At 74.1% G+C, this 21,355-nt stretch carries 18 protein-coding genes and 1 pseudogene; 4 read left to right on the top strand and 15 right to left on the bottom strand.

Features of this window, described 5'->3' with window-relative positions; all coding sequences use genetic code 11:
• Positions 1-131 precede the first annotated feature (131 nt).
• From pheT to infC, 7 genes are all read right to left on the bottom strand, one after another.
• Positions 132-2,639 (bottom strand): phenylalanine--tRNA ligase subunit beta, encoded by a 2,508-nt coding sequence (gene pheT / locus K7I03_RS27060; protein ID WP_185945695.1) that lies wholly within the window; start codon positions 2,637-2,639, stop codon positions 132-134.
• Positions 2,639-3,757 carry a phenylalanine--tRNA ligase subunit alpha gene (pheS, locus tag K7I03_RS27055; RefSeq protein ID WP_185945696.1) on the bottom strand — a complete coding sequence of 373 codons (1,119 nt, stop codon included), beginning with the start codon at positions 3,755-3,757 and terminating at the stop codon, positions 2,639-2,641. Before pheS ends, pheT begins: the two co-directional genes overlap by 1 nt.
• Before the next feature lie 180 nt (positions 3,758-3,937).
• Positions 3,938-5,038: a sensor histidine kinase gene (locus K7I03_RS27050; protein ID WP_185945697.1), complete on the bottom strand. Its 1,101-nt coding sequence runs from the start codon at positions 5,036-5,038 to the stop codon at positions 3,938-3,940.
• A 57-nt stretch (positions 5,039-5,095) separates the two neighbouring features.
• On the bottom strand, positions 5,096-5,929 hold the full coding sequence (locus tag K7I03_RS27045) for a TrmH family RNA methyltransferase (RefSeq protein WP_185945698.1): 834 nt from the start codon (positions 5,927-5,929) through the stop codon (positions 5,096-5,098).
• 118 nt (positions 5,930-6,047) lie between these two features.
• Positions 6,048-6,434 (bottom strand): 50S ribosomal protein L20, encoded by a 387-nt coding sequence (gene rplT, locus K7I03_RS27040; RefSeq protein WP_004944290.1) that lies wholly within the window; start codon positions 6,432-6,434, stop codon positions 6,048-6,050.
• Between the two features lie 107 nt (positions 6,435-6,541).
• Complete coding sequence (rpmI, locus tag K7I03_RS27035; RefSeq protein WP_004944288.1) at positions 6,542-6,736, bottom strand: 50S ribosomal protein L35; 195 nt, start codon at positions 6,734-6,736, stop codon at positions 6,542-6,544.
• 136 nt (positions 6,737-6,872) lie between these two features.
• Entirely contained in the window at positions 6,873-7,511 is a 639-nt protein-coding gene (gene infC / locus K7I03_RS27030) for a translation initiation factor IF-3 (protein ID WP_185945699.1), read from the bottom strand.
• A 354-nt stretch (positions 7,512-7,865) separates the two neighbouring features.
• Between infC and K7I03_RS27025 the strand changes: the two genes are divergently transcribed.
• A complete protein-coding gene (locus K7I03_RS27025; protein WP_185945700.1) occupies positions 7,866-8,240 on the top strand; it encodes a DUF1844 domain-containing protein in 375 nt (124 codons plus the stop codon).
• Positions 8,241-8,514: 274 nt separating this feature from the next.
• On the opposite strand, the pseudogene K7I03_RS27020 reads toward K7I03_RS27025, so the two are convergent.
• From K7I03_RS27020 to K7I03_RS27005, 4 genes and pseudogenes are all read right to left on the bottom strand, one after another.
• Positions 8,515-9,201, bottom strand: a pseudogene (locus K7I03_RS27020) (MIP family channel protein); the annotation flags it as partial.
• Positions 9,202-9,302: 101 nt separating this feature from the next.
• Positions 9,303-10,037, bottom strand: coding sequence for an SseB family protein (locus K7I03_RS27015; protein ID WP_185945702.1), 735 nt, complete (start codon positions 10,035-10,037; stop codon positions 9,303-9,305).
• 139 nt (positions 10,038-10,176) lie between these two features.
• The gene (mycP, locus tag K7I03_RS27010; RefSeq protein WP_224347233.1) at positions 10,177-11,622 is read right to left on the bottom strand and encodes a type VII secretion-associated serine protease mycosin; all 1,446 of its coding nucleotides are present in this window, start codon (positions 11,620-11,622) and stop codon (positions 10,177-10,179) included.
• A 211-nt stretch (positions 11,623-11,833) separates the two neighbouring features.
• Positions 11,834-12,718 carry a hypothetical protein gene (locus tag K7I03_RS27005; protein WP_185945703.1) on the bottom strand — a complete coding sequence of 295 codons (885 nt, stop codon included), beginning with the start codon at positions 12,716-12,718 and terminating at the stop codon, positions 11,834-11,836.
• Positions 12,719-12,939: 221 nt separating this feature from the next.
• On the opposite strand from K7I03_RS27005, the gene K7I03_RS27000 reads away from it, so the two are divergent.
• Complete coding sequence (locus K7I03_RS27000; protein ID WP_185945704.1) at positions 12,940-14,157, top strand: amino acid deaminase/aldolase; 1,218 nt, start codon at positions 12,940-12,942, stop codon at positions 14,155-14,157.
• A 44-nt stretch (positions 14,158-14,201) separates the two neighbouring features.
• Here the strand turns inward: K7I03_RS27000 and K7I03_RS26995 are convergent, their stop codons facing one another.
• The 4 genes from K7I03_RS26995 to K7I03_RS26980 all read right to left on the bottom strand — a co-directional run bounded on the left by K7I03_RS26995 (position 14,202) and on the right by K7I03_RS26980 (position 19,376).
• The gene (locus K7I03_RS26995) at positions 14,202-15,482 is read right to left on the bottom strand and encodes an HAD family hydrolase (RefSeq protein ID WP_185945705.1); all 1,281 of its coding nucleotides are present in this window, start codon (positions 15,480-15,482) and stop codon (positions 14,202-14,204) included.
• 109 nt (positions 15,483-15,591) lie between these two features.
• Positions 15,592-16,374: a 3-oxoacyl-ACP reductase gene (locus K7I03_RS26990; protein WP_185945706.1), complete on the bottom strand. Its 783-nt coding sequence runs from the start codon at positions 16,372-16,374 to the stop codon at positions 15,592-15,594.
• A 267-nt stretch (positions 16,375-16,641) separates the two neighbouring features.
• Positions 16,642-17,997 (bottom strand): aldehyde dehydrogenase family protein, encoded by a 1,356-nt coding sequence (locus K7I03_RS26985; RefSeq protein WP_185945707.1) that lies wholly within the window; start codon positions 17,995-17,997, stop codon positions 16,642-16,644.
• Between the two features lie 11 nt (positions 17,998-18,008).
• Entirely contained in the window at positions 18,009-19,376 is a 1,368-nt protein-coding gene (locus tag K7I03_RS26980; protein ID WP_185945708.1) for a glutamine synthetase family protein, read from the bottom strand.
• A 99-nt stretch (positions 19,377-19,475) separates the two neighbouring features.
• Here K7I03_RS26980 and K7I03_RS26975 point away from each other — a divergent pair, with 99 nt between their 5' ends.
• The gene (locus K7I03_RS26975; RefSeq protein WP_185945709.1) at positions 19,476-20,207 is read left to right on the top strand and encodes a FadR/GntR family transcriptional regulator; all 732 of its coding nucleotides are present in this window, start codon (positions 19,476-19,478) and stop codon (positions 20,205-20,207) included.
• Positions 20,208-20,450: 243 nt separating this feature from the next.
• A complete protein-coding gene (locus K7I03_RS26970; protein WP_185945710.1) occupies positions 20,451-21,257 on the top strand; it encodes a gamma-glutamyl-gamma-aminobutyrate hydrolase family protein in 807 nt (268 codons plus the stop codon).
• Positions 21,258-21,355: the final 98 nt, after the last annotated feature.

The following is a 21,355-nucleotide window of genomic DNA, read 5'->3' as shown; positions in this document are numbered from 1 at the left end:
CGCGGAAGTAACGACCTGAACCCCGTTTTCCACCCCATCGGGTGAAGCCCGGTGGGTGCGAGGCTGACGGTGCGCGACGTACGCAAGGGGCGCCCCGGCAAACCGGAGCGCCCCTCACAGCCGAGATCGCCTTACGCGCCGCGCAGCACCGCGCCGGTGCGCTCGACGGCCACCTGGACGGCCGCGTCACGGGCCGCGGACGCCTCGTCGGCGGTCAGCGTGCGGTCCGTGGCGCGGAACCGCAGTGCGTACGCCAGCGACTTCCGGCCCTCGCCCAGCTGCTCGCCGGTGAAGACGTCGAACAGCCGCAGCGACTCCAGCAGTTCACCGGCACCGGACCGCAGCGCGGCCTCGACCTCGCCGGCCGGCACGCCCGCGTCCACGACGAGCGCGACGTCCTGCGTGGCCACCGGGAACGAGGAGACGCGCGGCGCCTCCAGCGCGCCCGCGCCGGCCTGCTCCAGGCGGTCCAGCTCGATCTCCATCGCGCAGGTGCGCTCCGGCAGGCCGAACGCCTTGATGACGCGCGGGTGGAGCTCACCGGCGTTGCCGACCAGCACCTCCTGCCCGTCGACCACGGCGAGCAGCGCGGCGCAGCGGCCCGGGTGGAACGGCGCCACCTGGTCCTGCCGGACGATCAGCTCGACGCCGGCCTCGCGGGCCACCGTGCGGCCCGCCTCGACGGCGTCCGCCCAGGTCGACGGACGGGCCTGGCCCCACCAGCCGGCGCGCTCGCGAGCGCCGGCGAGGACCACGGCCGCCCGGCGCGGCTGCCGGGGCAGCGCGGCGTCGAGCGAGGCGATCTCCTCGTCGGTGGGCCGGCGGTCCACCGGCAGCCGGCCGGCCGGGAGCTCCTCGCCGGTGGGGCGGAAGACCAGGCCGGTCTCGAAGAGGGCCAGATCGTGCTCGCCCCGGCTGTCGTTGCGGCGCAGCGCGGCGAACAGCCCCGGCAGCAGGGTGGTGCGCAGCGCGGGCTCCGCCTCGGAGAGCGGGTTGACCAGGCGCACGGTCAGCCGGCGGGCGTCGTCCGCGTCCAGGCCGAGGTGGTCCAGGGCCCAGTCGCCGACGAACGGGTAGGTGGGCGCCTCGACGTACCCGGCACCGGCCAGGGCGCGGCCGACCCGGCGGTGCAGCCGCTGCCGCGCGGTCAGGCCGCGGCCGGCGGGCGGCTTGGGCAGCGTGGAGGGCAGGTTCTCGTAGCCCTCCAGCCGGATGACCTCCTCGGCGAGGTCGTTGGGGTCGGTGAGGTCGGGCCGCCAGCTCGGGACGGTGACGATCAGCTCGTCCTGCCCGTAGACGTCGCAGCCGACCTCCTGGAGGCGGCGGACGACGGTCTCCCGGCCGTACTCCACGCCCGCCACCCGGTCCGGGTGGTTCGCGTGCAGCGCGATGGTGCGCGGGGCGCTGGGGGTGATGAACTCGGTGACCCCGGCCTCCGGGGTGCCGCCGGCGAGCAGCACCAGCAGGTCGACGGTCCGCTGCGCGGCGGCCGAGGCCGCCTGCGGGTCGACGCCGCGCTCGAAGCGCTTGGCCGCCTCGGAGGACAGCTTGTGCCGGCGCGCGGTGCGGGCGATGGAGACGGCGTCGAAGTGCGCGGCCTCGATGACGACCTCGGTCGTGCCGCCCTCGGCCGCCCCGGCGATCTCGGTGCCGGCGCCGCCCATGACACCGGCGAGCCCGATCGGGCCGTTGTCGTCGGTGATGACCAGGTCCTCGGCGTCCAGGACGCGCTTGGTGCCGTCGAGGGTGGTCAGCTTCTCGCCCGGCTCGGCGCGGCGGACGCCGATCGTCCCGGCGATCCGGGAGCGGTCGTAGGCGTGCAGCGGCTGCCCGAGCTCCAGCATCACGTAGTTGGTGATGTCGACGGTCAGCGAGACCGGGCGCATGCCGGCCTTCTGCAGCCGGCGCTGGAGCCAGATCGGCGACCGGGCCTCGGGGTCGAGACCGGTGACCGTACGGGCGGTGAAGCGGTCGCAGCCGGCCGGGTCGGCGACGCGCACCGGGTGGCCGTACGAGTTGGGCGCGGGCACGTCCAGCAGCGCCGGGTCGCGCAGCGGCAGGCCGTACGCGGTGGCGGTCTCGCGGGCGATGCCGCGCAGGGACAGGCAGTAGCCGCGGTCCGGGGTGACGGCGATGTCCAGGACGTCGTCGCGCAGCTCCAGCAGCTCGATCGCGTCGGTGCCGACCTCGTGCTCCGGCGGCAGCACGATGATGCCGTGCGTGCCGTCGTCGCCCATGCCGAGCTCGTCGCCCGAGCAGATCATGCCGCGCGACACCCGGCCGTACGTCTTGCGCTCGGCGATGGCGAAGTCACCGGGCAGGACGGCGCCGGGGAGCGCCACGACGACCTTGTCGCCGACGGTGAAGTTGCGGGCGCCGCAGACGATCTCCTGCGGTTCACCGGTGCCGTTGGCCATGCCGACGTCGACGGTGCAGAAGCGGATCGGCTTGCGGAAGCCCTCCAGCTCCTCGATGGTCGCGACCCTGCCGACGACCAGCGGGCCGGTGAGGTCGGAGCCGAGGTGCTCGACCCGCTCGACCTCCAGGCCGGCGGCGATGAGCTTGGCCTGCACGTCGCGGCCGGTGGTGCCGGCCGGCAGGTCGACGTATTCCCGCAGCCAGGAAAGCGGGGCGCGCATCAGATCTCCATCCCGAACGGCCGGGTGAAGCGCACGTCACCCTCGACCATGTCTCGCATGTCCTCGACGTTGTGGCGGAACATCAGCATCCGCTCGATGCCGAACCCGAAGGCGAATCCGCTGTACTTCTCCGGGTCGATGCCCGCGGCGACGAGCACCCGGGGGTTGACCATGCCGCAGCCGCCCAGCTCGATCCAGCCCTCGCTGGAGCAGGTGCGGCAGGGGCGCTCGGGGTTGCCCACCGACGCGCCGCGGCAGACGTAGCACTGCATGTCCAGCTCGGCGGACGGCTCGGTGAACGGGAAGTACGCCGGCCGCAGCCGCGTCTCCAGCCCCTCGCCGAACAGCGCCCGGGCCATGTGCTCGATGGTGCCCTTGAGGTCCGTCATGGTGAGGCCCTCGTCGATGGCGAGGAGCTCGATCTGGTGGAACACCGGGGTGTGCGTGGCGTCCAGCTCGTCCGTGCGGTACACGCGGCCGGGGCAGACGACGTACAGCGGGGGCTGGCGGTCGAGCATCGAGCGGACCTGCACCGGGGAGGTGTGGGTGCGCAGCACGACGCCGGTCTCGGCGTTCTTGGGACCGGCCACGAAGAAGGTGTCCTGCATGGCGCGGGCCGGGTGGTCCGGCGTGAAGTTGAGCGCGTCGAAGTTGAACCACTCCGCCTCGACCTCGGGGCCCTCGGCCACCTCGTAGCCCATGGACACGAAGATGTCCTCGACGCGCTCCATGAACGTGGTCAGCGGGTGGCGGGCACCGGCCGGCACGCGGTCGTACGGCAGCGTGACGTCCACCGCCTCCTCGACCAGCACACGGGCGTCGCGCTCCGCCTCCAGCTCGGCCTGGCGGGCGGCCAGGGCCTTGTTCACGGCACCGCGGGCCATGCCGACGCGCTTGCCCGCCTCGGCCTTGGCCTGCGGCGGCAGGGCGCCGATCTCGCGGTTGGCGAGGGCGAGCGGCGAGCGGTCGCCCATGTGGGCGGTCTTCGCCTCCCGCAGGGCGTCGAGGTCGGCGGCGGCGGCGAAGGCGGCGAGCGCCTCGTCCCGCATGCGCTCGATCTCTTCCGGTTTCAGTGCCTCGACCTCGACAGGGTCGTACGACTTATTGGGTGCCGACATCTCTTCCCGTACTTCCGAAGTGGCTGGCTCCGCTGGCTGCGCGGCTTCGCCCGACTGTATTGGCCAAAGTGGCCCCAGAAACGTGCCAAAGGTCGAGTCTAAGGGGCGCGGGGGTCCGGAGAGCCCGCGGGCCCGCCGCCTCGGTCCCGGGACTGTGCCGTCTTCGGGAAAACGCGAGGCTCAGCCCTGGGACAGGAACGCGGGCGCGCCCACGGGCAGGGTAAATCGGAACCGGGCGCCGCCGTGGGCCGAGCGCCCGACGGTGATCGTCCCGCCGTGCGCCTCGACGATGCCCTTGACGATGTAGAGGCCCAGGCCCGTGCCGCCGCGCTTGCTGCCCCGCCAGAAGCGGGTGAAGACGCGCGTCATGGCGTCCTCGGGGATGCCGGGTCCCTCATCGCTCACGGTGACCGCCGTTCCCTCCGTACGCGCGCTCGTCAAGGCGGGTGCCACCTCTATGGTGACGGTTCCGCCGCCGTGGCGCACCGCGTTTTCCAAGAGGTTGCCGAGCACCTGGTCGATCTTGTCGGGGTCGGCCCAGAGCGGCGGCAGCGGCTCGACGACCCGGACCACGAAGCGGTCGGCGTGCTGGCCGCGGGCGGTGTGCGCGGCGACGTGCCGGCGGACGGCGGCGGCCATGTCCACGGGCTGGCGGCGCACCTCCAGCCGCCCCGAGTCGATCCGCGAGATGTCCAGCAGCTCGGCGATCAGCCGGGTGACGCGATCGGCGTCCGCGTCCACGGTCTCCAGCATCAGCCGCTTCTGGTCGTCGGTGAACCGCTCCCACTTGGCGAGCAGCGTCGCCGTGAACCCCTTGACGGAGGTCAGCGGGGAGCGCAGCTCGTGGGCGACGGTGGCGATCAGCTCCGCGTGGCTGCGCTCGGTGCGCCGCCGGGCCTCCGTACCGCGCAGCTGGACGACGAGCCGCACCAGCGGGCCGAGCGGGCGCTCGCGCACGTAGCGGGCGGAGACCAGCACCTCGCGGCCGCCGGGCAGCAGCAGGTTGCGCTCCGGCTGGCCGGTGCGGGTGGCGAGGCCGCCGTACGGGTCGCAGAGCGGCCACCAGCGGCGGCCGTCCAGGTCCTCCAGCGGCAGGGCGCGGTCCAGCGGCCGGCCGAGCGCGTCGGCCGGGCGCAGCGCGGTGATCCGGGCCGCCGCGGCGTTGAACGCGACGACGCGGCCCGCGGCGTCGGCGACGACGAGGCCGTCCGGCAGGTCGTCCGGGTGCAGCACGCATCCGGCCCCGGCGACGCCGTCATCGATGACGGCGGTCCCGCCCACGGCAGCTTCCCCACTCACACCCGACGCCCCCTCCCGAGCCCCAGGTGCGTCACCCTACTAGCTGGAGGTAACAGAGCGGCACCCTCCGGACGCGCGCTGCGCACGGGCGGAGGCGTAGAGGCACACGGCGGCGGCCGTGGCGAGGTTGAGACTCTCGGCCTTGCCGTGGATCGGAACGCGCACCACGGAGTCGGCCAGCGCGCGGGTCTCCTCCGGCAGGCCCCACGCCTCGTTGCCGAAGACCCAGGCGGTGGGACCGCCCATGGTGCCCCCGTCCAGCTCGGCGTCGAGGTCGCGGTCGCCCGCGCCGTCGGCGGCGAGGATCCGCACGCCCGCGCCCCGCAGGCCGCGCACGGCGTCCTCGACGGGGACGCCCACGGCGACCGGCAGGTGGAAGATGCTGCCCACGGAGGCCCGGACGGACTTGGGGTTGTACAGGTCGACGGAGGCGTCGGTGAGCACCACGGCGTCGGCGCCGGCGGCGTCCGCGCAGCGCAGGACCGTACCGGCGTTGCCGGGGTCGCGGACGTGGGCGAGGACGGCGACCAGCCGCGGCCTGGCGGCGAGGATCTCCTCGAAGGGCGTGTCCAGGAAGCGGCACAGCCCGACGAGGCCCTGCGGGGTCACGGTCTCGGACATCTCCGCGATCACTTCGTCCGTCGCGGTGAGGACCGGCACTCCGGCGGCGCGCACGGAGGCGACGATGTCGGCGTGGCGCTCGGCGGCGTCCGGGGTCACGTACAGCTCGACGAGGTGGTCGACGGCCTCGCGGACGGACTGCGGGCCCTCGGCGAGGAAGCGGCGCTCCTTGCCGCGGAAGCTGCGCTTGGCGAGGCGGCGGGCCGCGACGACGCGGGGCGATCGCAGGGAGGTCAGCTCGGGGGCCGCCATGGGCTCACTTTCGTCGCTTCGGTTACTTCGGTATGCGGGGGCCGGAACGCGACCGGACCCGCAGACCGGGGAGGGCCTGCGGGTCCGGACCGTGCCAGAGGATGCCTTACGGCACCGGTCAGGCGGCAGCCTTCGGCGCGTTGACGTCGGCCGGCAGCGCCTTCTGGGCGACCTCGACGAGCGCGGCGAACGCGTTCATGTCGTTGACCGCGAGCTCGGCCAGGATCTTGCGGTCCACCTCGATGTTGGCGGCCTTCAGGCCCTGGATGAGGCGGTTGTAGGTCATGCCGTTCTGGCGGGCGGCGGCGTTGATGCGCTGGATCCACAGCTGACGGAAGTCGCCCTTGCGCTTCTTCCGGTCGTTGTAGTTGTAGACCAGGGAGTGGGTGACCTGCTCCTTGGCCTTGCGGTACAGGCGCGAGCGCTGACCGCGGTAGCCGCTGGCCTGCTCCAGGATCGCCCGGCGCTTCTTGTGCGCGTTGACTGCGCGCTTGACGCGTGCCACTTGTTAACTCCTTGTAGCGGGGCCGCGGTTGACTCTCACGCGGCCCGGAAACGATTGGGTCCCGGTCCTTCGACGCGCGCCCTGCCGGGGAGGCGGGGCGCAGGGCGTCACTTGCCGAGAAGCTTCTTGATCTTCTTGGCGTCGCCCGGGGCCATCTCGGCGTTGCCGGTGAGGCGACGCGTCAGACGGGACGACTTGTGCTCGAGCAGGTGGCGCTTGCCGGCACGCTCGCGCAGGACCTTGCCGGAGCCAGTGACCTTGAAGCGCTTGCTGGCACCGCTGTGCGTCTTGTTCTTCGGCATCGCGCCGTATCTCCTCGTCGGTGGCGCTCCCCGCCCGTGGTGCGGGCGTGTGGGAGCGTCAGCTCTGTTCGTTTGCTGTCCGGGGCCTGGCGGCACCGGCGGTGAACCGGGGCTGACGGGCATCAGCCCCCGGTGTTCACGCCTCTGCGGGCTCCTCGGCGGCGTCCGCACCCGAACCGCCCTGGCGCTCGGCCTTGCGGGCGGCCTGGGCCTCGCGGGCTTCGGCCATCGCCTCGGTCTTCTTCTTGTGCGGACCGAGAACCATGATCATGTTCCGGCCGTCCTGCTTGGGGTTCGACTCGACGAAGCCCAGGTCCTGGACGTCCTCCGCGAGCCGCTGCAGCAGCCGGAAGCCCAGCTCGGGCCGGGACTGCTCGCGACCACGGAACATGATCGTGATCTTGACCTTGTCGCCCTGCTTGAGGAACCGTACGACGTGACCCTTTTTGGTGTCGTAGTCGTGCGGGTCGATCTTCGGCCGGAGCTTCATCTCCTTGATGACCGTGTGCGCCTGGTTCTTGCGCGCCTCACGGGCCTTCATGGCCGACTCGTACTTGAACTTCCCGTAGTCCATGAGCTTGCAGACCGGCGGGCGGGCGTTGGCCGCCACCTCGACCAGGTCGAGGTCGTACTCCTGCGCAAGCTCCAGGGCCTTGGCAAGCGGCACGATGCCGACCTGCTCGCCGCTGGGACCGACAAGTCGCACCTCGGGAACGCGAATCCGGTCGTTGATGCGGGGCTCGGCGCTGATGGATCCTCCTCGGTAGCACCACACGGCCGCCTGGCGGGCTGCCGCGTAACGTCTTTTCCTAAGACCAACCGCGCCGGTACATCAAAAAATGCCCCGGACGGGACACAGGCGGGGCTCCATGCAACCGGAACACCGCCACGGTGTACCCGTGGGGCTATCGGACGGCTCCATCGTCCGTACGGAACGATGGGGACCGTCTGACCGGAGACCTGCCGGCCAGGAGCCGGCGAGGTGGGAGTGCGGAGCCTCCACTTGTGGGTCGGGCACGCAGATGTCCGACCGGTCGATCCCCCACTCTACCAGCAGGGGTGCGGGGGTGCTAACCCCGGACAAAACCCGCGGCGAACCCGTGTTCCCCCGGGACGTATCGTGTCCGCCATGAGCGACGCAACCCCCTCCCCCGCTTCGTCCGAGGCCGGCCCCGACTTCGACAGCATGACCCGCGACATCGCCGACGTCCCGGCGGTCGAGGTGATCACCACCGTGGCGGTGCACCTGATGTCCTCGGCGGCCGTCAACCTCGGCCTGGCCGAGGAGGGCGACCAGCACAAGGACCTGGACGAGGCCCGGAAGCTGATCACCGCCCTGGCCGGCCTGGTGACCGCCAGCGCCACGGAGATCAGCAACTTCCACGCGGGACCGCTGCGCGACGGCCTGAAGTCGCTCCAGCTGGCGTTCCGCGAGGCGTCGGTGGTGCCGGACGAGCCGGGGCAGGGGCCGGGCGAGAAGTACACGGGCCCGGTCTTCGGCTGAGCCGCGTCGGTCCTCCAGAGCCCGGCTAGAGCCCGACCGGCGGGTTGGGCCCGTCCGTGGATCCGCCCCGGGGACCGCTCCCCGGGCCGCCGGTCCCCGGGCCGGCGGTCCCCGGGCCGGCGGTGCCCTCCCGGCCCGCCGGGGGCTCGGGCGGCCGCCGCCGCGTGGCCCCCGCCTGCCGCTCCGCCTCGACCTCCGCGGTGTCGGGCGGCAGCTCGTACGCCCGGTGGCCGCCGATGGCCCGCTCGTCCGCGATCAGCACGGGCGCGCCGCGCGGCTGGATGACCTGGTGGACGAAGGCGGCCAGGGCGGCGCCGATCAGCGGCGCCACGAAGAACAGCCAGTAGTTCGCCATCGCTTCGCCACCGGCGAAGAGGGCCGGGCCGAGGCTGCGCGCCGGGTTCACGGAGGCACCGGTCAGCGGGACGCCGACCAGGTGGATCAGCCCCAGGGTGAAGCCCAGGGCCAGCGGCCCGAAGCCGACCACCGCGACCTTGTGGGTCACCGCGAGCCAGACGAAGACCAGCAGGAAGGTCAGCAGGACCTCGGCGAGGAACGCGCCGCCGGTGTCGATGTGGACCGCCGACCGGGCGCCGTACCCGTTGCTCCCGAACGTCCCGTCGGTGCTGAGCCCGGGAACCTGCTTGGCCAGCAGGAGCAGCAGCGCCGCGCCGACGATGGCCCCGACGAACTGCGCGATCCAGTACTCGATGGCGGTGCGCAGCGCGATGCGCCCCTGCAGCAGCATGGCGAGGGTGACCGCGGGGTTGAGGTGGGAGCCGGAGACGGGCCCCAGCGCGTAGGCCAGGGCCATCAGGGTGAACCCGAACGCCAGCGCGATGCCGAGGGCGCCGATGTAGTCCGCCGCGAGGACGGCGGACCCCACGGCGAAGAAGACCAGCAGCAGAGTGCCGATGAACTCGGCCGCGACCGTCCGTGTCTCCACGGGGTCCAGCTTCATGGGGTCCAGCTTCGCGTCCATGGCGTCCTCCCGGGGATCTCGTGGACTGTCCTCGCATTGTCGGACGGTCCACTCCGGGGCGCCTGTCGAAAGATCGCCGCTCAGCGGCTGAACAGCGGCTCCCCGGGCACCTGGGCCCCCACCGGCAGCAGCGCCAGGTCCAGACCGCGGACCAGCCGGGCGCGCAGCACCTCGTCGCCGGCCAGGGCCCCGGCGATGCGCCGGGCCACGTCGGCGGGCGCGGCCCCGTCGGCCAGCGCCAGCGCGAGCGTCCCGTCCGCGTCGCCGGAGGGGACGAGGTGCGCCTTGAGGACGCCGTCCTCGGCGGCCAGCAGCCCGCGCAGGGCGTCGGCGACGGCGGGGTCGGCGAGCGGGTCGGTACTGGTCCGCCCCTCGGCGAGAGCGAGCAGCGCCCGCCCGGTGAGGGGATAGGTGACGGGGCCCGCCATGTCCACGACGATCGTGTCGGCCTTCTCGTGCGCCGCCGCCTGGAGCGCCTGGTGCAGGGGGACGGCCACGGGCCGCGCGTCGGCGCGCCAGCGGTGGAGCGTCTCCATCGACGTGAACGCGGGCAGCGCCCGCCGCCCGTCCGGCGCCTGGAGGGTGGGCACGGCCATGTCGCTGGTCTTCTCCCGCTTCAGCCCGTCCGGTCCCGTCTCCACCTCCCCCAGCACGGCCACCACCGGCACCAGCAGCCGCGCGTCCTTGAGCGCGGCCAGCACCCGCCCCTCCGCCGCCCGATCGGCGGCCCAGGCGGCGAGCGCCTCGGCGAGTACGGGGTCGGCGGAGCCGTCGTCGTCGGAGAAACCGGGGTCCGGGATGTTCTTGAGGGCCACGGGGTGAGGGTATCGGGAGGGGGGGTGGGGCGCCTGCGGCGGGCTGTGCCCCGGTCCCGCCCCTTCGCCGATTCCTGGGGGCGAGCCCCCAGACCCCCGAAACCGCGCTGCGCGCGGTTGTCCTCAAACGCCGGACGGGCTATATCAGCCCGTCCGGCGTTTGAGGACGAGCGGCGAAGCCGCGACAAGCGGGGTCTGGGGCGCAGCCCCAGGAAACGGTGAAATGGGGGTGCCCCCTCTGGGGGAGGGTCAGGGGCACCCCACGCGCCCCCGGCGCCACCAAAGCACCCCCGCGACCGCCAGCAGAACCGACCCCACCGCCCCGACGCCCAGAACGGAAGCCCCCGGCCCGGAATCGGGCGCCCCCCGCCCGCCGAGCCCCCGGCCCCGCTCCGAAATACCGCGGGGCCACCCCGACCGGCCCCGGAGGCCCCGGCAAAGGCCGAGCCGCGAGGGCAAGGGCCGCCGCCGGATCCACCACCCCGGCCCCGAGCTCGTCACTGCGCCCACCCGGCGGCACGTCCCGCGCGGACGACACCAGAAGCCGCCGCACCTCAGCCGGCGACAGCCCAGGATGAGCGGAGCGCAGAAGCGCCGCGGCCCCGGAGACGAAAGCGGCCGCGGCGCTCGTCCCCCACCCCTCGTAGTACCGCCGGTCGGGATCGGCGATGACGACCCCGACACCGGGCGCACTGAGCGTCGCGTACCACCGCCGAGTGGAGAAGGCGGCCCGGCCGCCGTTCCGGTCGACGGCGGTCACGGCGATGACGCCCGGGTACGCGGCCGGGTAGGAGGCGTGGTCGCCGTCCCGGCCGCCGTTTCCGGCGGAGGCGACGACGACGGCGCCCTTGGCGAGGGCGTAGCGGACGGCGGCGTCCTCGCCGGCGTCGGGGTGGGCGGTGGCGCTGTCGTCGCCGAGGGAGAGGTTGATGACGTCGGCGCCGTGGTCGGCGGCCCAGCGGACGCCGTCGGCGAGGGCGCCGCCGCGCGCGCCGCGCGCTTGGGCGCGGGCCGGGTCGCCCTCTTCGAGGATCACGCGCACGGGCAGGATCCGGGCCTCGGGGGCGACGCCCAGCACCCCGTCCCCGTCGCCGTCGCCGTGTCCGCGGCCGGCGACGATGCCGGCCATGGCGGTGCCGTGCCGCGCCCAGGTCCGGTCCCCCTGCCGGGCGCCGAAGCCGACGAGGTCCTTGCCGGGCAGCACCCGGCCGCGCAGGTCGGGGTGGCCGGCGTCGACGCCGGTGTCGAGGACGGCGACGGTCACGCCGGCCCCGCGCGTGGTCCGCCACGCCTCCTGGAGGTGCAGCGCGTCGAGCGCCCACTCCTGCACCCGGATGGCGTCGGCCCGCGCGGGGGCGGCACCGGCGAGCACGGCCGAGAGGACGGTGGCCAGGACGACGGCGACGACGGCCGGCGCGCGGCGGATGCCGTCCCCCGCGACGCCGCGGGGGCGCGGGCCCGTCTCTGTCCCGCGCGGGACCGCGCGGAAGGACGGCGCGGCGGGAACCGGTCCCGGCCGCGCGGCCGTGCGGCGGAGCTTCCGGCCCGCCCGCGCCCCGCTCACCGCGCGCCTCCCGCCGGCCATGTCGTGGACACCGTGCCGTTCCCGGGCGCCGCTTCCGGAGTTCGCCGCCTCCGCTCGCCCGGACCCACCGCCGTCGCCTTCGTGCTCGCGCTTCCGCCGAGCCTCGTACCGGAGGCCGTCCGGTCCGTACCGCCCGGACGTCCCGGCCGCGCATCCGCCCGGCCCCGTCCCACTCCGACCGCGCCCACCGCGCCCACGGCGTTCACGGCGCTCACCGCGCGCCTCCCGCCGCCGACCCCCCGCGCGCCGCCACCCGATAGGCGCGTTCGACGTGCGCGGCCAGGGCCGTCGCGTCGTGGCCGAGGCCCGCCTCGGCCGGGGCCGTGGTCGCCGTGGGGGCGACGGCGCGGGCGGCCGGCTCGGGGCGCGGGGTGGGGCGGCCGTCGGCGAAGGCGGTGACCGACCAGACGACGACCGGCAGGTCGGTGAGCACGCCGACGCGCCAACTGGCGCGCTGCGCCGCGCCGAACCGCTCGGCGGGGGTGCCGGGCGGGGCGTACGGGCGGGGCAGCATGTCCGGCCGCTCGTCGAGCCGTTCGGCGGCGAACCGGTCGCGGAGCGCCCGCATCCCGTCCGCGTCGGCCTCGGTGACGAGCAGTCCGACGGTGGTGATGCTCGACGACGTGGCGTCGGCGTACGTCGCGCGCAGCAGCCGCTTGCAGCCGGCCGGGCGCAGGGCGAGCGCGAGGGCGGGGTCGAAGGCGTCGGCGCAGCCGGTGTCGGGGGCCACGCCCAGCCGGACCCAGTCGCGGGACGCGCCGCCGGGGCCGGCGGTCGCGTCGTGCACGGCGGGCGGGAAGAGGCGGTCGACCGGCTCGGTCTCCCAGACCGTTCCGGCGCGGGCGTACACCGCCTCGGCGGCGGTCCGTTCCGGCGGCCGGGCGGTGAGCCAGCCGCCCGCCGCCGCGCCGCCGACGAGCCCCGCGCCGAGGATCGCGCAGACGGCCGCGGCGGCCCCGCGCCCGGCGCGCCCGGGGGCGGTACGGGGTGCGGGGGCCGCCGGCGGATGAGCGGGGCGCGGCGGCCAGGCCACGGGGACAGGGGCAGGGACGGGCTGAGGCGCGGGCATCCAGAGCCGTTCCGCTTCGGTGCCCACCCTGCGCTCCCCCGCCCGACGGCTGCCGCCGGCCTCTCGACTGCCCTGCGGGGCGGGCCGGTTGCCGCCGGGTCCGGCCTCCCCGCGCTGTACACGGCCGTGGTGATCCACGGCGCGCGTCACTCTACGGGGCATGCCGCACCGGAGGCCATCCGCGGGCGTTCCCACTCCGCCGCGCACACCCCTACCCAGCGGTAATCCGCTCTGGCAAGCTGCCCGCCATGACGCCCGCCTTCGCCCACGCCACCGGCTCCTTCGCCGACCGGGCCCGCTACGACTGGGCCACCGCGCACCTCGACGCGCCGCTCGCCGTCGTCGACCTGCGGGCGTTCGACGCCAACGCGGCGGATCTGGCGCGCCGGGCGCGGGGCAAGCCGATCCGGGTGGCCACCAAGTCGGTGCGCTGCCGGGCCCTGTTGGAGCGGGTGCTGGAGCGCGACGGCTTCGCGGGGGTGATGAGCCATACGCTCGCCGAGTCGCTGTGGCTGGCCCGTTCGGGCGTGGACGACGTGCTGCTCGCCTACCCGTCCGCGGACCGGGCCGGGTTCGCGGAGCTGACGTCCGACGCCCGGCTGGCCCGCGCGGTCACGGTCACGGTGGACGACCCGGCGCAGCTGGCGCTGATCGACGCGGCGCGGGCGGGCCGCGAGGAGATACGGGTGTGCCTCGAACTGGACACCTCCCTCCGCCTGTTGGCCGGCCGGGTCCGGGTGGGTGCCCTGCGCTCGCCGCTGCACGACCCGGCCCGGCTGGCCGCGCTGGCCCGTGCCGTCGTCCGCCGCCCCGGCTTCCGGCTGGTGGGCCTGATGGCGTACGAGGCGCAGGTGGCGGGGGTGGGGGACGCGGTGGCGGGCCGGCCGCTGCGCTCCCGGGCGGTCCGGCTGCTCCAGGCGGTCTCCCGGCGGGAGCTGGCGGTACGCCGGGCGGAGGCCGTGCGGGCGGTCCGGGCCGTCGCGGACCTGGAGTTCGTCAACGGCGGCGGGACGGGCAGTGTCCACCACACGGCGGCCGAGGCGGCGGTGACGGAGGTGGCGGCGGGTTCGGGGCTGTACCAGCCGCGGCTGTTCGACCACTACACCGGTTTCACGGGCCGCCCGGCGGCTCTGTTCGCCCTGCCGGTGGTCCGCCGGCCGGGCCCCGGCGCCGTCACCGTCCTGGGCGGCGGCCTCCCGGCCTCCGGCCCGGCCGGCCGCGACCGGCTGCCCGTCCCCCACCTCCCGGCGGGCCTGCGCCTGACCCGCCAGGAGGGCGCCGGCGAGGTGCAGACCCCGTTGCTCGGCGCCCCCGCGGACGACCTGCCCGTCGGCGGCAAGGTGTGGTTCCGCCACGCCAAGGCCGGCGAACTCTGCGAACGCTTCGCCGGCCTGCACCTGATCGACGGGGACCGGGTGGTGGGCACGGTGCCGACGTACCGGGGCGAGGGCAAGACGTTCCTGTAAGGCCTTTCCGTAAGACGTTCCCGTAAAGGGGTGTTCGCCTCCGGTCAGAGGGCCGCGGTGTCCGTCTGGTCCGGGATCACCGTGCCGTCCGTGCGGCGGACGGGGGCGAGGGTGCCGTCGGGGCGGGTGTAGCCGGCCGTGGCGCAGGGGTAGGTGCCGGTCTTGCGCGGCATCGGGTCGATGAACATCGGGTTGGCGACCCAGCGGCCGTCCTCGTTGTCGTACGCCCGGCACATCAGCTCGGCCTTGTTGCGGTTGATGGCCAGGTGGGCGCCGGTGGCGTCGCCGACGAAGGTGACGTCCGTGTCGGCGTCGCCGGCGCCGAGGGCGATGCGGTGCCGGAAGTCCTGCTGCTTCCAGGCCTTGGCACCCTTGATGCCGAAGATGTGCTCGTTGATCATGCAGCGCTTGCCGTCCATGTACGGCAGGGCCTCGCCCATGCCGTCCTTGACGTCGCCGCAGCCCTTGATGCCCGCGGTGAGACGGCCGTTCTTGACGATGCTGCGGATGCCGATGGTGTGGGCGCGGTCCAGGCCGACGCCGCCGGACCAGGCCTCGGCGATGGGCTCGGAGGAGGCGGAGACGATGTAGACGTCGAAGCCGGCCGCCTTGAGCGTGCGGATCAGGTCCTTCTGCTGGTCGTAGTAGCGGACGTAGCCGGCGATGGTGTGGGTGCCGACCGTCTGCTTGCTGCCCACGGGCGCGGCGAGCTGTTCGGCGCGGGCCTTGCGGGCGAAGGAGGAGAGCGCGGCCGGGGTGTGGCCGGAGAAGAGCTGCGGGATCCAGGCGTACGCGGGGACGGTACGGCGGTGGTTCCAGTCGCCCGCGAACGCCGGCTCGCCGGCCATCGTCTTCGACTTCTCGCGGATCTCGAATATCTCGTCCGCGCAACGGACGTTCTTCGAGGTCGGCAGCGGCTTGCCGGCCGGCACGGAGGTGCCGCAGGCGGCGGTGAGGGCCCGGTCGGCGGCCGGGGTCAGCCACTTGCTGGTGTCCTTCCAGCTCTTCGGCCGGAGGATCTTGTCGTGCTGCAGCGACCAGGCGAGGGTGGCGTCGGTGATGTCGTTCTTGACGACGGTGTTGTCCCAGTCGAACGCGGCGACGGGACGGGCGCCGGTCCGGCCCGAGCAGGTGCCGCGCTCGTCGATCATGCGCTGGAGCTTGGCGCGGTTGGTGCCGAACCAGGTGATGTTCTTGTCCAGCTGGGGACAGTGGGCCGCGGTCCGGGCGCCGTGCGCCGCCGGGGCCGCGCCCGCTGTCGGTGCCGAGGTGGCGAGGGTTGCGGTGACCAGGAAGCCGGCGGCGATGGCGTACTTCGTGCGCATGCGTTCTCTTCGGTGCTCGGTGCTGAAAGGGCAGGACACACGCCCGAGCCGAACGGGAACGTCCGACTCCGGCGTCTGGTCATGGACCTTACAGGCGGAGCATCCGCTGTTACAGGGGGGTCACATACGCCCCGGAAATACCCCCGTCCACCAGGAATTCCGCCGCGTTCACAAACGACGCGTCGTCACTCGCCAGGAACGCCACGGCCGCCGCGATCTCCTCCGCCTCCGCGAACCGGCCCACCGGCACATGCACCAGGCGCCGCGCGGCCCGCTCCGGATCCTTGGCGAACAGCTCCTTGAGGAGCGGTGTGTTGACGGGCCCGGGGCACAGCGCGTTCACCCGGATCCCGTCCCGCGCGAACTGCACCCCCAGCTCCCGGGACATGGCGAGGACGCCGCCCTTGGACGCCGTGTAGCTGATCTGCGACGTCGCCGAGCCCAGCACCGCCACGAACGACGCGGTGTTGATGATCGACCCCTTGCCCTGGGCCCGCATGTACGGCAGCGCCGCCTTGCAGCAGAGGTAGACGGAGGTGAGGTTCACCTCCTGGACGCGCTTCCAGGCGTCGAGGCCGGTGGTCAGGATCGAGTCGTCGTCGGGCGGGGAGATGCCGGCGTTGTTGAACGCGATGTCGACCGAGCCGTAGGTGTCGTGGGCGGCCTTGAAGAGGGCTTCCACCTGGGCGGGGTCGGTGACGTCCGTGCGGACGAAGAGGCCGCCGACTTCGTCGGCCGCCGCCTGGCCCGCCTTCTCGTCGATGTCGGCGCAGACGATGTGCGCGCCTTCGGACGCGAGGCGGCGGGCGGTGGCGAGGCCGATGCCGCCGGCTGCGCCGGTGATGACCGCTGTGCGGCCGGGGAGGCGGCGGCAGGTGGGGGTTTCGGTCACGAGGTTCCCTTTCCGTGGGTGGTGGGTGGTGGGTGGCGCCTGCGGCGGGCGGTGCCCCGGTCCCGCCCCTTCGCCGATTCCTGGGGCAAGCCCCAGACCCCTGAAACCGCGCTCCGCGCGGTTGTCCTCAATCGCCGGACGGGCTGAGTGGTGCGCCCGGGCGCGCTATCAAGCCCGTCCGGCGATTGAGGACGAGCGGCGAAGCCGCGACAAGGGGGTCTGGGGGCTCGCCCCCAGGAAACGGCGAAAGGGCGGGTCCGGGGCACCTCACTCCACAGCAACAAACACGTTCTTCACCTCCGCGAACGCGGCAACCGCCTCCGGCCCCAGCTCCCGCCCCAGCCCCGACTGCTTGAACCCCCCGAAAGGCGTCCAATACCGCACGGAACTGTGCGAGTTCACGGACAGATTCCCGGCCGCGACGGCCCGCGACATCCGCAGTGCCCGCGAGACGTCCCGCGTCCAGATCGACCCGGACAGCCCGTAGTCCGTCGCGTTCGCGATCCGTACCGCCTCCGCCTCGTCCTCGAAGGGGATGACGACGGCGACGGGCCCGAACACCTCCTCGCGGGCGACCCGGTCGTCGGCGGAACCCTCCAGCACGGTGGCCGGATACCAGAACCCCTTCCCGACCGGGGCCTCGCCCCGGATCGCCGCGGGCGCGGACTCCGGGACGTACGAGCGCACCCGCTCCCGGTGAGCCGCCGAGATGAGCGGCCCCATCCCCGTCGCCGGATCGGCCGGGTCGCCGACGACGACGGACCGGACGGCCGGTTCCAGCAGCTCCATGAAGCGGTCGTACACACCCCGCTGAACGAGGATCCGGCTCCGCGCGCAGCAGTCCTGACCCGTGTTGTCGAGAAACGAGCCGGGAGCGGCCGCGGCGGCGCGTTCGACGTCCGCGTCCGCGAAGACGATGTTGGCGGACTTGCCGCCGAGTTCCAGCGTCACCCGCTTCACGCGATCGGCGCACTTCGCCATGATCCGCTTGCCGACGCCGGTCGACCCGGTGAAGACGATCTTGGCGACGCCGGGGTGCTCGACGAGCGCGTTCCCGGCGACCGGGCCGGTCCCGGGCAGCGCCTGGAGCAAGCCCTCCGGAAGCCCGGCTTCCACTGCCAGTTCCGCCAGGCGCAGCGCGGTGAGCGGCGTCGTCTCGGCCGGTTTGAGGAGGACGGCGTTGCCGGCGGCGAGGGCCGGGGCGAAGCCCCAGGCGGCGACGGGCATGGGGAAGTTCCACGGGACGATGACGCCGACGACGCCGAGCGGTTCGTGGAAGGTGACGTCCAGGCCGCCGGCCACCGGGATCTGCCGGCCGGTGAGCCGTTCGACGCCGCCGGCCGAGTAGTCGAGGAGGTCGCGGACGTTGCCCGCCTCCCAGCGGGCGCTGCCCACCGGGTGTCCGGCCTCGCGGACCTCCAGCAGGGCGAGCTCCTCCAGGTGCGCGTCGACGACGCCGGCGAAGCGGCGGAGCAGCCGGGCGCGGTCGCCGGGGGCGAGGGCGGCCCAGCCGCGCTGGGCGTCGGCGGCCCGCCGGACGGCGGCGTCCACGTCCTCGGCCGTGGCGGCGGGGACGGTGGCGACGACCTCCTCGGTCGCGGGGTTGAGAACTTCCAGCAGCACGGTTCCGTCCCTCACATGCGCTCGAAGGAGCGGTAGCGCTCCCAGTCCGTCACGGCGGTGTCGTACGCCTCCTGCTCGACCCGGGCCATGGTCAGGTAGTGCTCGACCACCTCGTCCCCGAACGCGGCCCGGGCCAGTGCGCTGCCCTCCCACAGCTCCGCCGCCTCGCGGAGTGTCGCGGGGACGTGCCGGGCGTCACCGGCGTAGGCGTTGCCGGTGCACACCTCGGGGAGCTCCAGCTCGTTCTCCACCCCGTGCAGGCCGGCCGCGACCAGGCCGGCGACGGCGAGGTAGGGGTTGACGTCGCCGCCGGGGAGGCGGTTCTCGAAGCGGTGCGAGCGGCCGTGGCCGACGACGCGCAGGGCGCAGGTGCGGTTGTCCGGGCCCCAGGCGACGGCGGTCGGTGCGAAGGAGCCGGGGCGGAACCGCTTGTACGAGTTGATGTTGGGCGCGTAGAGGAGGGTGAACTCCCGCAGCGCGGCGAGCTGTCCGGCGAGGAAGTGCCGCATGGTGTCCGACATGCCGTACGGGCCGTCGTCGTCGGCGAGCACCGGCCGCCCGGCCGCGTCCCGCAACGAGAGGTGGATGTGGCAGGAGTTGCCCTCGCGCTCGTCGTACTTGGCCATGAAGGTGAGCGCCATGCCCTCCTGGGCGGCTATCTCCTTGGCGCCGGTTTTATAGACGGCGTGCTGGTCGCAGGTGACGAGGGCCTCGTCGTAGCGGAACGCGATCTCGTGCTGGCCGAGGTTGCACTCGCCCTTGGCGGACTCGACGGTGAGTCCGGCGGCGCCCATCTCGTTGCGGATGCGACGCAGCAGGGGTTCGACGCGGCCGGTGCCGAGGACGGAGTAGTCGACGTTGTACTGGTTGACCGGGGTGAGGCCCCGGTAACCGCCGTTCCACGCCTCCTCGTAGGAGTCCTTGAAGACCATGAACTCCAGCTCCGTGCCCACCTGGGCGGTCCAGCCGCGCTCGGCGAGCCGGCCGAGCTGGCGGCGGAGTATCTGCCGGGGCGAGGCGAGCACCGGGGAGCCGTCGTGCCAGGCGAGGTCGGCCGTGACCAGGGCGGTGCCCGGGTTCCAGGGGGTGCGGCGCAGGGTGGACAGGTCCGGGCGCATCGCGAAGTCGCCGTAGCCGCGCTCCCAGGAGGCCATGGCGTAGCCGTCGACGGTGTTCATGTCCGCGTCCACGGCCAGCAGGTAGTTGCAGCCCTCGGTGCCGTTCTCCAGCACGTCGTCGAGGAAGAAGCGGGCGGCGAACCGTTTCCCCTGGAGCCGCCCCTGCATGTCGGTGAAGGCGAGGACGACGGTGTCGATCTCCCCGGCCTCGACGAGCCTGCGGAGCTCGTCGACGCTGAGCGGGGGCGTGCGGTCTGCCACGGGTGAGCCTCCCTGTCGGTGCGGGCCGTGCGGTGGTCCGTGCGGTGCGACCGGAAGTCTTAAGGTATGCCGGTAGACCATTGATTGGGAAGGGGTCCGATGAACGGGAGCGCGGCCGACCGGCTGTCGTCGGTGCTGCGGCCGGTCCACGCGGGCAACGGCTTCGAGGAGGCCCTGGAGCGGATACTGCGGATCATACGGCTCGGCCTGGTGGCCGACGGCGAACGCCTGCCGTCCGAGCGGGAGTTGGCCGAGCGGCTGCGGATCAGCAGGGTGACGCTCCGCGAGGTGCTGCGGGTGCTGCACGAGCAGGGGCTGGTGGAGAGCCGGCGCGGCCGGTACGGCGGTACGTTCGTCCACGCGCTCCCGGCGCCGGCCCCGACAGCGGACGCGGCCGAACTGCGCGCCCGGGTCGCGGGCGTGGACGTCGAGGACACCCTGCGGTTCCGCGAGGTCCTGGAGCTCGGCGCGGCCGAACTGTGCGCCGCCCGGCCGCTCCCGCCGGAGGCGGCGGACCGGCTGCGCGCGGCCCTGACCGCCACCCGCGACGCCGCCCCGGACGACTACCGCCGCCACGACACGCTCTTCCACCTCACCCTGGCCGAGCTGTCGGGCTCGCCGTCGCTGGCCGCGCACTACTCGGCGGTGCGGGCGACCGTCAACCAACTCCTGGACTGCATCCCGCTGCTGGTCCGGAACCTGGAGCACTCGCAGCGCCAGCACGCGGCCCTCGCCGAGGCCGTGCTCCGGGGCGACCGGGACGCGGCGCGCGCGGCCATGCGCGAACACTGCGCGGGGACGGCGGCGCTGCTGCGGGGCTTCCTCACCTGAGGCGGGCGCGGCGCGGGCAGGGGTGGACCCGAGGCGGGCGCGGGCAGGGGTGGCGGACGGCGCGTTCAAGGGGCGCGAGGCGCGCGGGGGTTGCGCGGCGCACCGTTCACGGGCAAAGGTACGGGGGGCGACCTTTACCGGCTCCCCTCCGACGGGCACGCCGCCCGGCGGGACGAGGTACGAGACGACGCACGACCGGGCCCCCGGCCGGTCCCCACCCCACCGGAAAGGACGCGAGGGTACGTGACACGCCAGCAGAGCCGGACCGGCCCCCCGGCCTCCCCGACCCCCCGGACGCACCAGCCGCTGATCGGGGTCACCACCTACTCCACCCGCGCCCGCTGGGGCGTCGCCTGGGACCAGCACGCGGCGCTGCTGCCGAGCACGTACCCGGAGTACGTCCGGCGGGCGGGCGGCCTGGCCGTCATGCTGCCGCCCGACGCCCCGGACGTCGCCCCCGCGCTCGTCGCACGCCTCGACGGCCTGGTCCTCGCGGGCGGCGAGGACGTGGACCCCGCCCTCTACGGCGAGGAGCCGCACCCGCGCACCGGCCGCCCGGTCCCGGAGCGCGACCTGTGGGAACTGGCCCTGCTGGACGCGGCGTTGCGGAGCGGCACCCCGGTGCTGGGCATCTGCCGGGGCATGCAGCTGATGAACGTCCACGCCGGGGGCACCCTCAATCAGCACCTCCCGGAGACCGTGGGCCACAAGGGCCACAACCCTCGCGTCGGCACCTTCTCCGACCACCTCGTGGAGACGGTCCCCGGCACCCTGACGGCCCGTCTGATGCCCGTCCCGTTCGACGTCGCCACCCACCACCACCAGGGCGTCGCCCGGCTCGGCCACGGCCTCGTCGCCTCGGCCCACGCGGAGGACGGCACCATCGAGGCCCTGGAACTCCCGTCCCCCGAGGGCCGTTTCGCCGTCGGCGTGCAGTGGCACCCGGAGGTCCGCGACGACCTGCGCCTGGTCCGCGGGCTGGTCGCGGCGGCCGCGGAGCCGCCACCGGGCGCCGCCGGGCGCGCGTCCGGCCGCCACCGGGCCCCGTAGCGCCCGCCGCCTTCCGGACAAGGACGGGCGGCCTCACCCAGGCCCTCACCCAGGCCCTCACCCGGGCCCTCACCCAGGCCCTCACCCGGGCCCACCGG

It is taken from the genome of Streptomyces mobaraensis, assembly GCF_020099395.1.
Taxonomy (GTDB): Bacteria; Actinomycetota; Actinomycetes; order Streptomycetales; family Streptomycetaceae; genus Streptomyces.
This window is presented reverse-complemented; position numbering and strand designations above follow the sequence as displayed.

Coding starts and splice junctions, on each gene's coding strand:
- pheT (WP_185945695.1), bottom strand. CDS start 2,639: ATGCGCGCCCCGCTTTCCTGGCTGCGGGAATACGTCGACCTGCCGGCC.
- pheS (WP_185945696.1), bottom strand. CDS start 3,757: ATGTCGGCACCCAATAAGTCGTACGACCCTGTCGAGGTCGAGGCACTG.
- K7I03_RS27045 (WP_185945698.1), bottom strand. CDS start 5,929: ATGGCGGCCCCCGAGCTGACCTCCCTGCGATCGCCCCGCGTCGTCGCG.
- rpmI (WP_004944288.1), bottom strand. CDS start 6,736: ATGCCGAAGAACAAGACGCACAGCGGTGCCAGCAAGCGCTTCAAGGTC.
- K7I03_RS27025 (WP_185945700.1), top strand. CDS start 7,866: ATGAGCGACGCAACCCCCTCCCCCGCTTCGTCCGAGGCCGGCCCCGAC.
- mycP (WP_224347233.1), bottom strand. CDS start 11,622: ATGGCCGGCGGGAGGCGCGCGGTGAGCGGGGCGCGGGCGGGCCGGAAG.
- K7I03_RS27000 (WP_185945704.1), top strand. CDS start 12,940: ATGACGCCCGCCTTCGCCCACGCCACCGGCTCCTTCGCCGACCGGGCC.
- K7I03_RS26995 (WP_185945705.1), bottom strand. CDS start 15,482: ATGCGCACGAAGTACGCCATCGCCGCCGGCTTCCTGGTCACCGCAACC.
- K7I03_RS26975 (WP_185945709.1), top strand. CDS start 19,476: ATGAACGGGAGCGCGGCCGACCGGCTGTCGTCGGTGCTGCGGCCGGTC.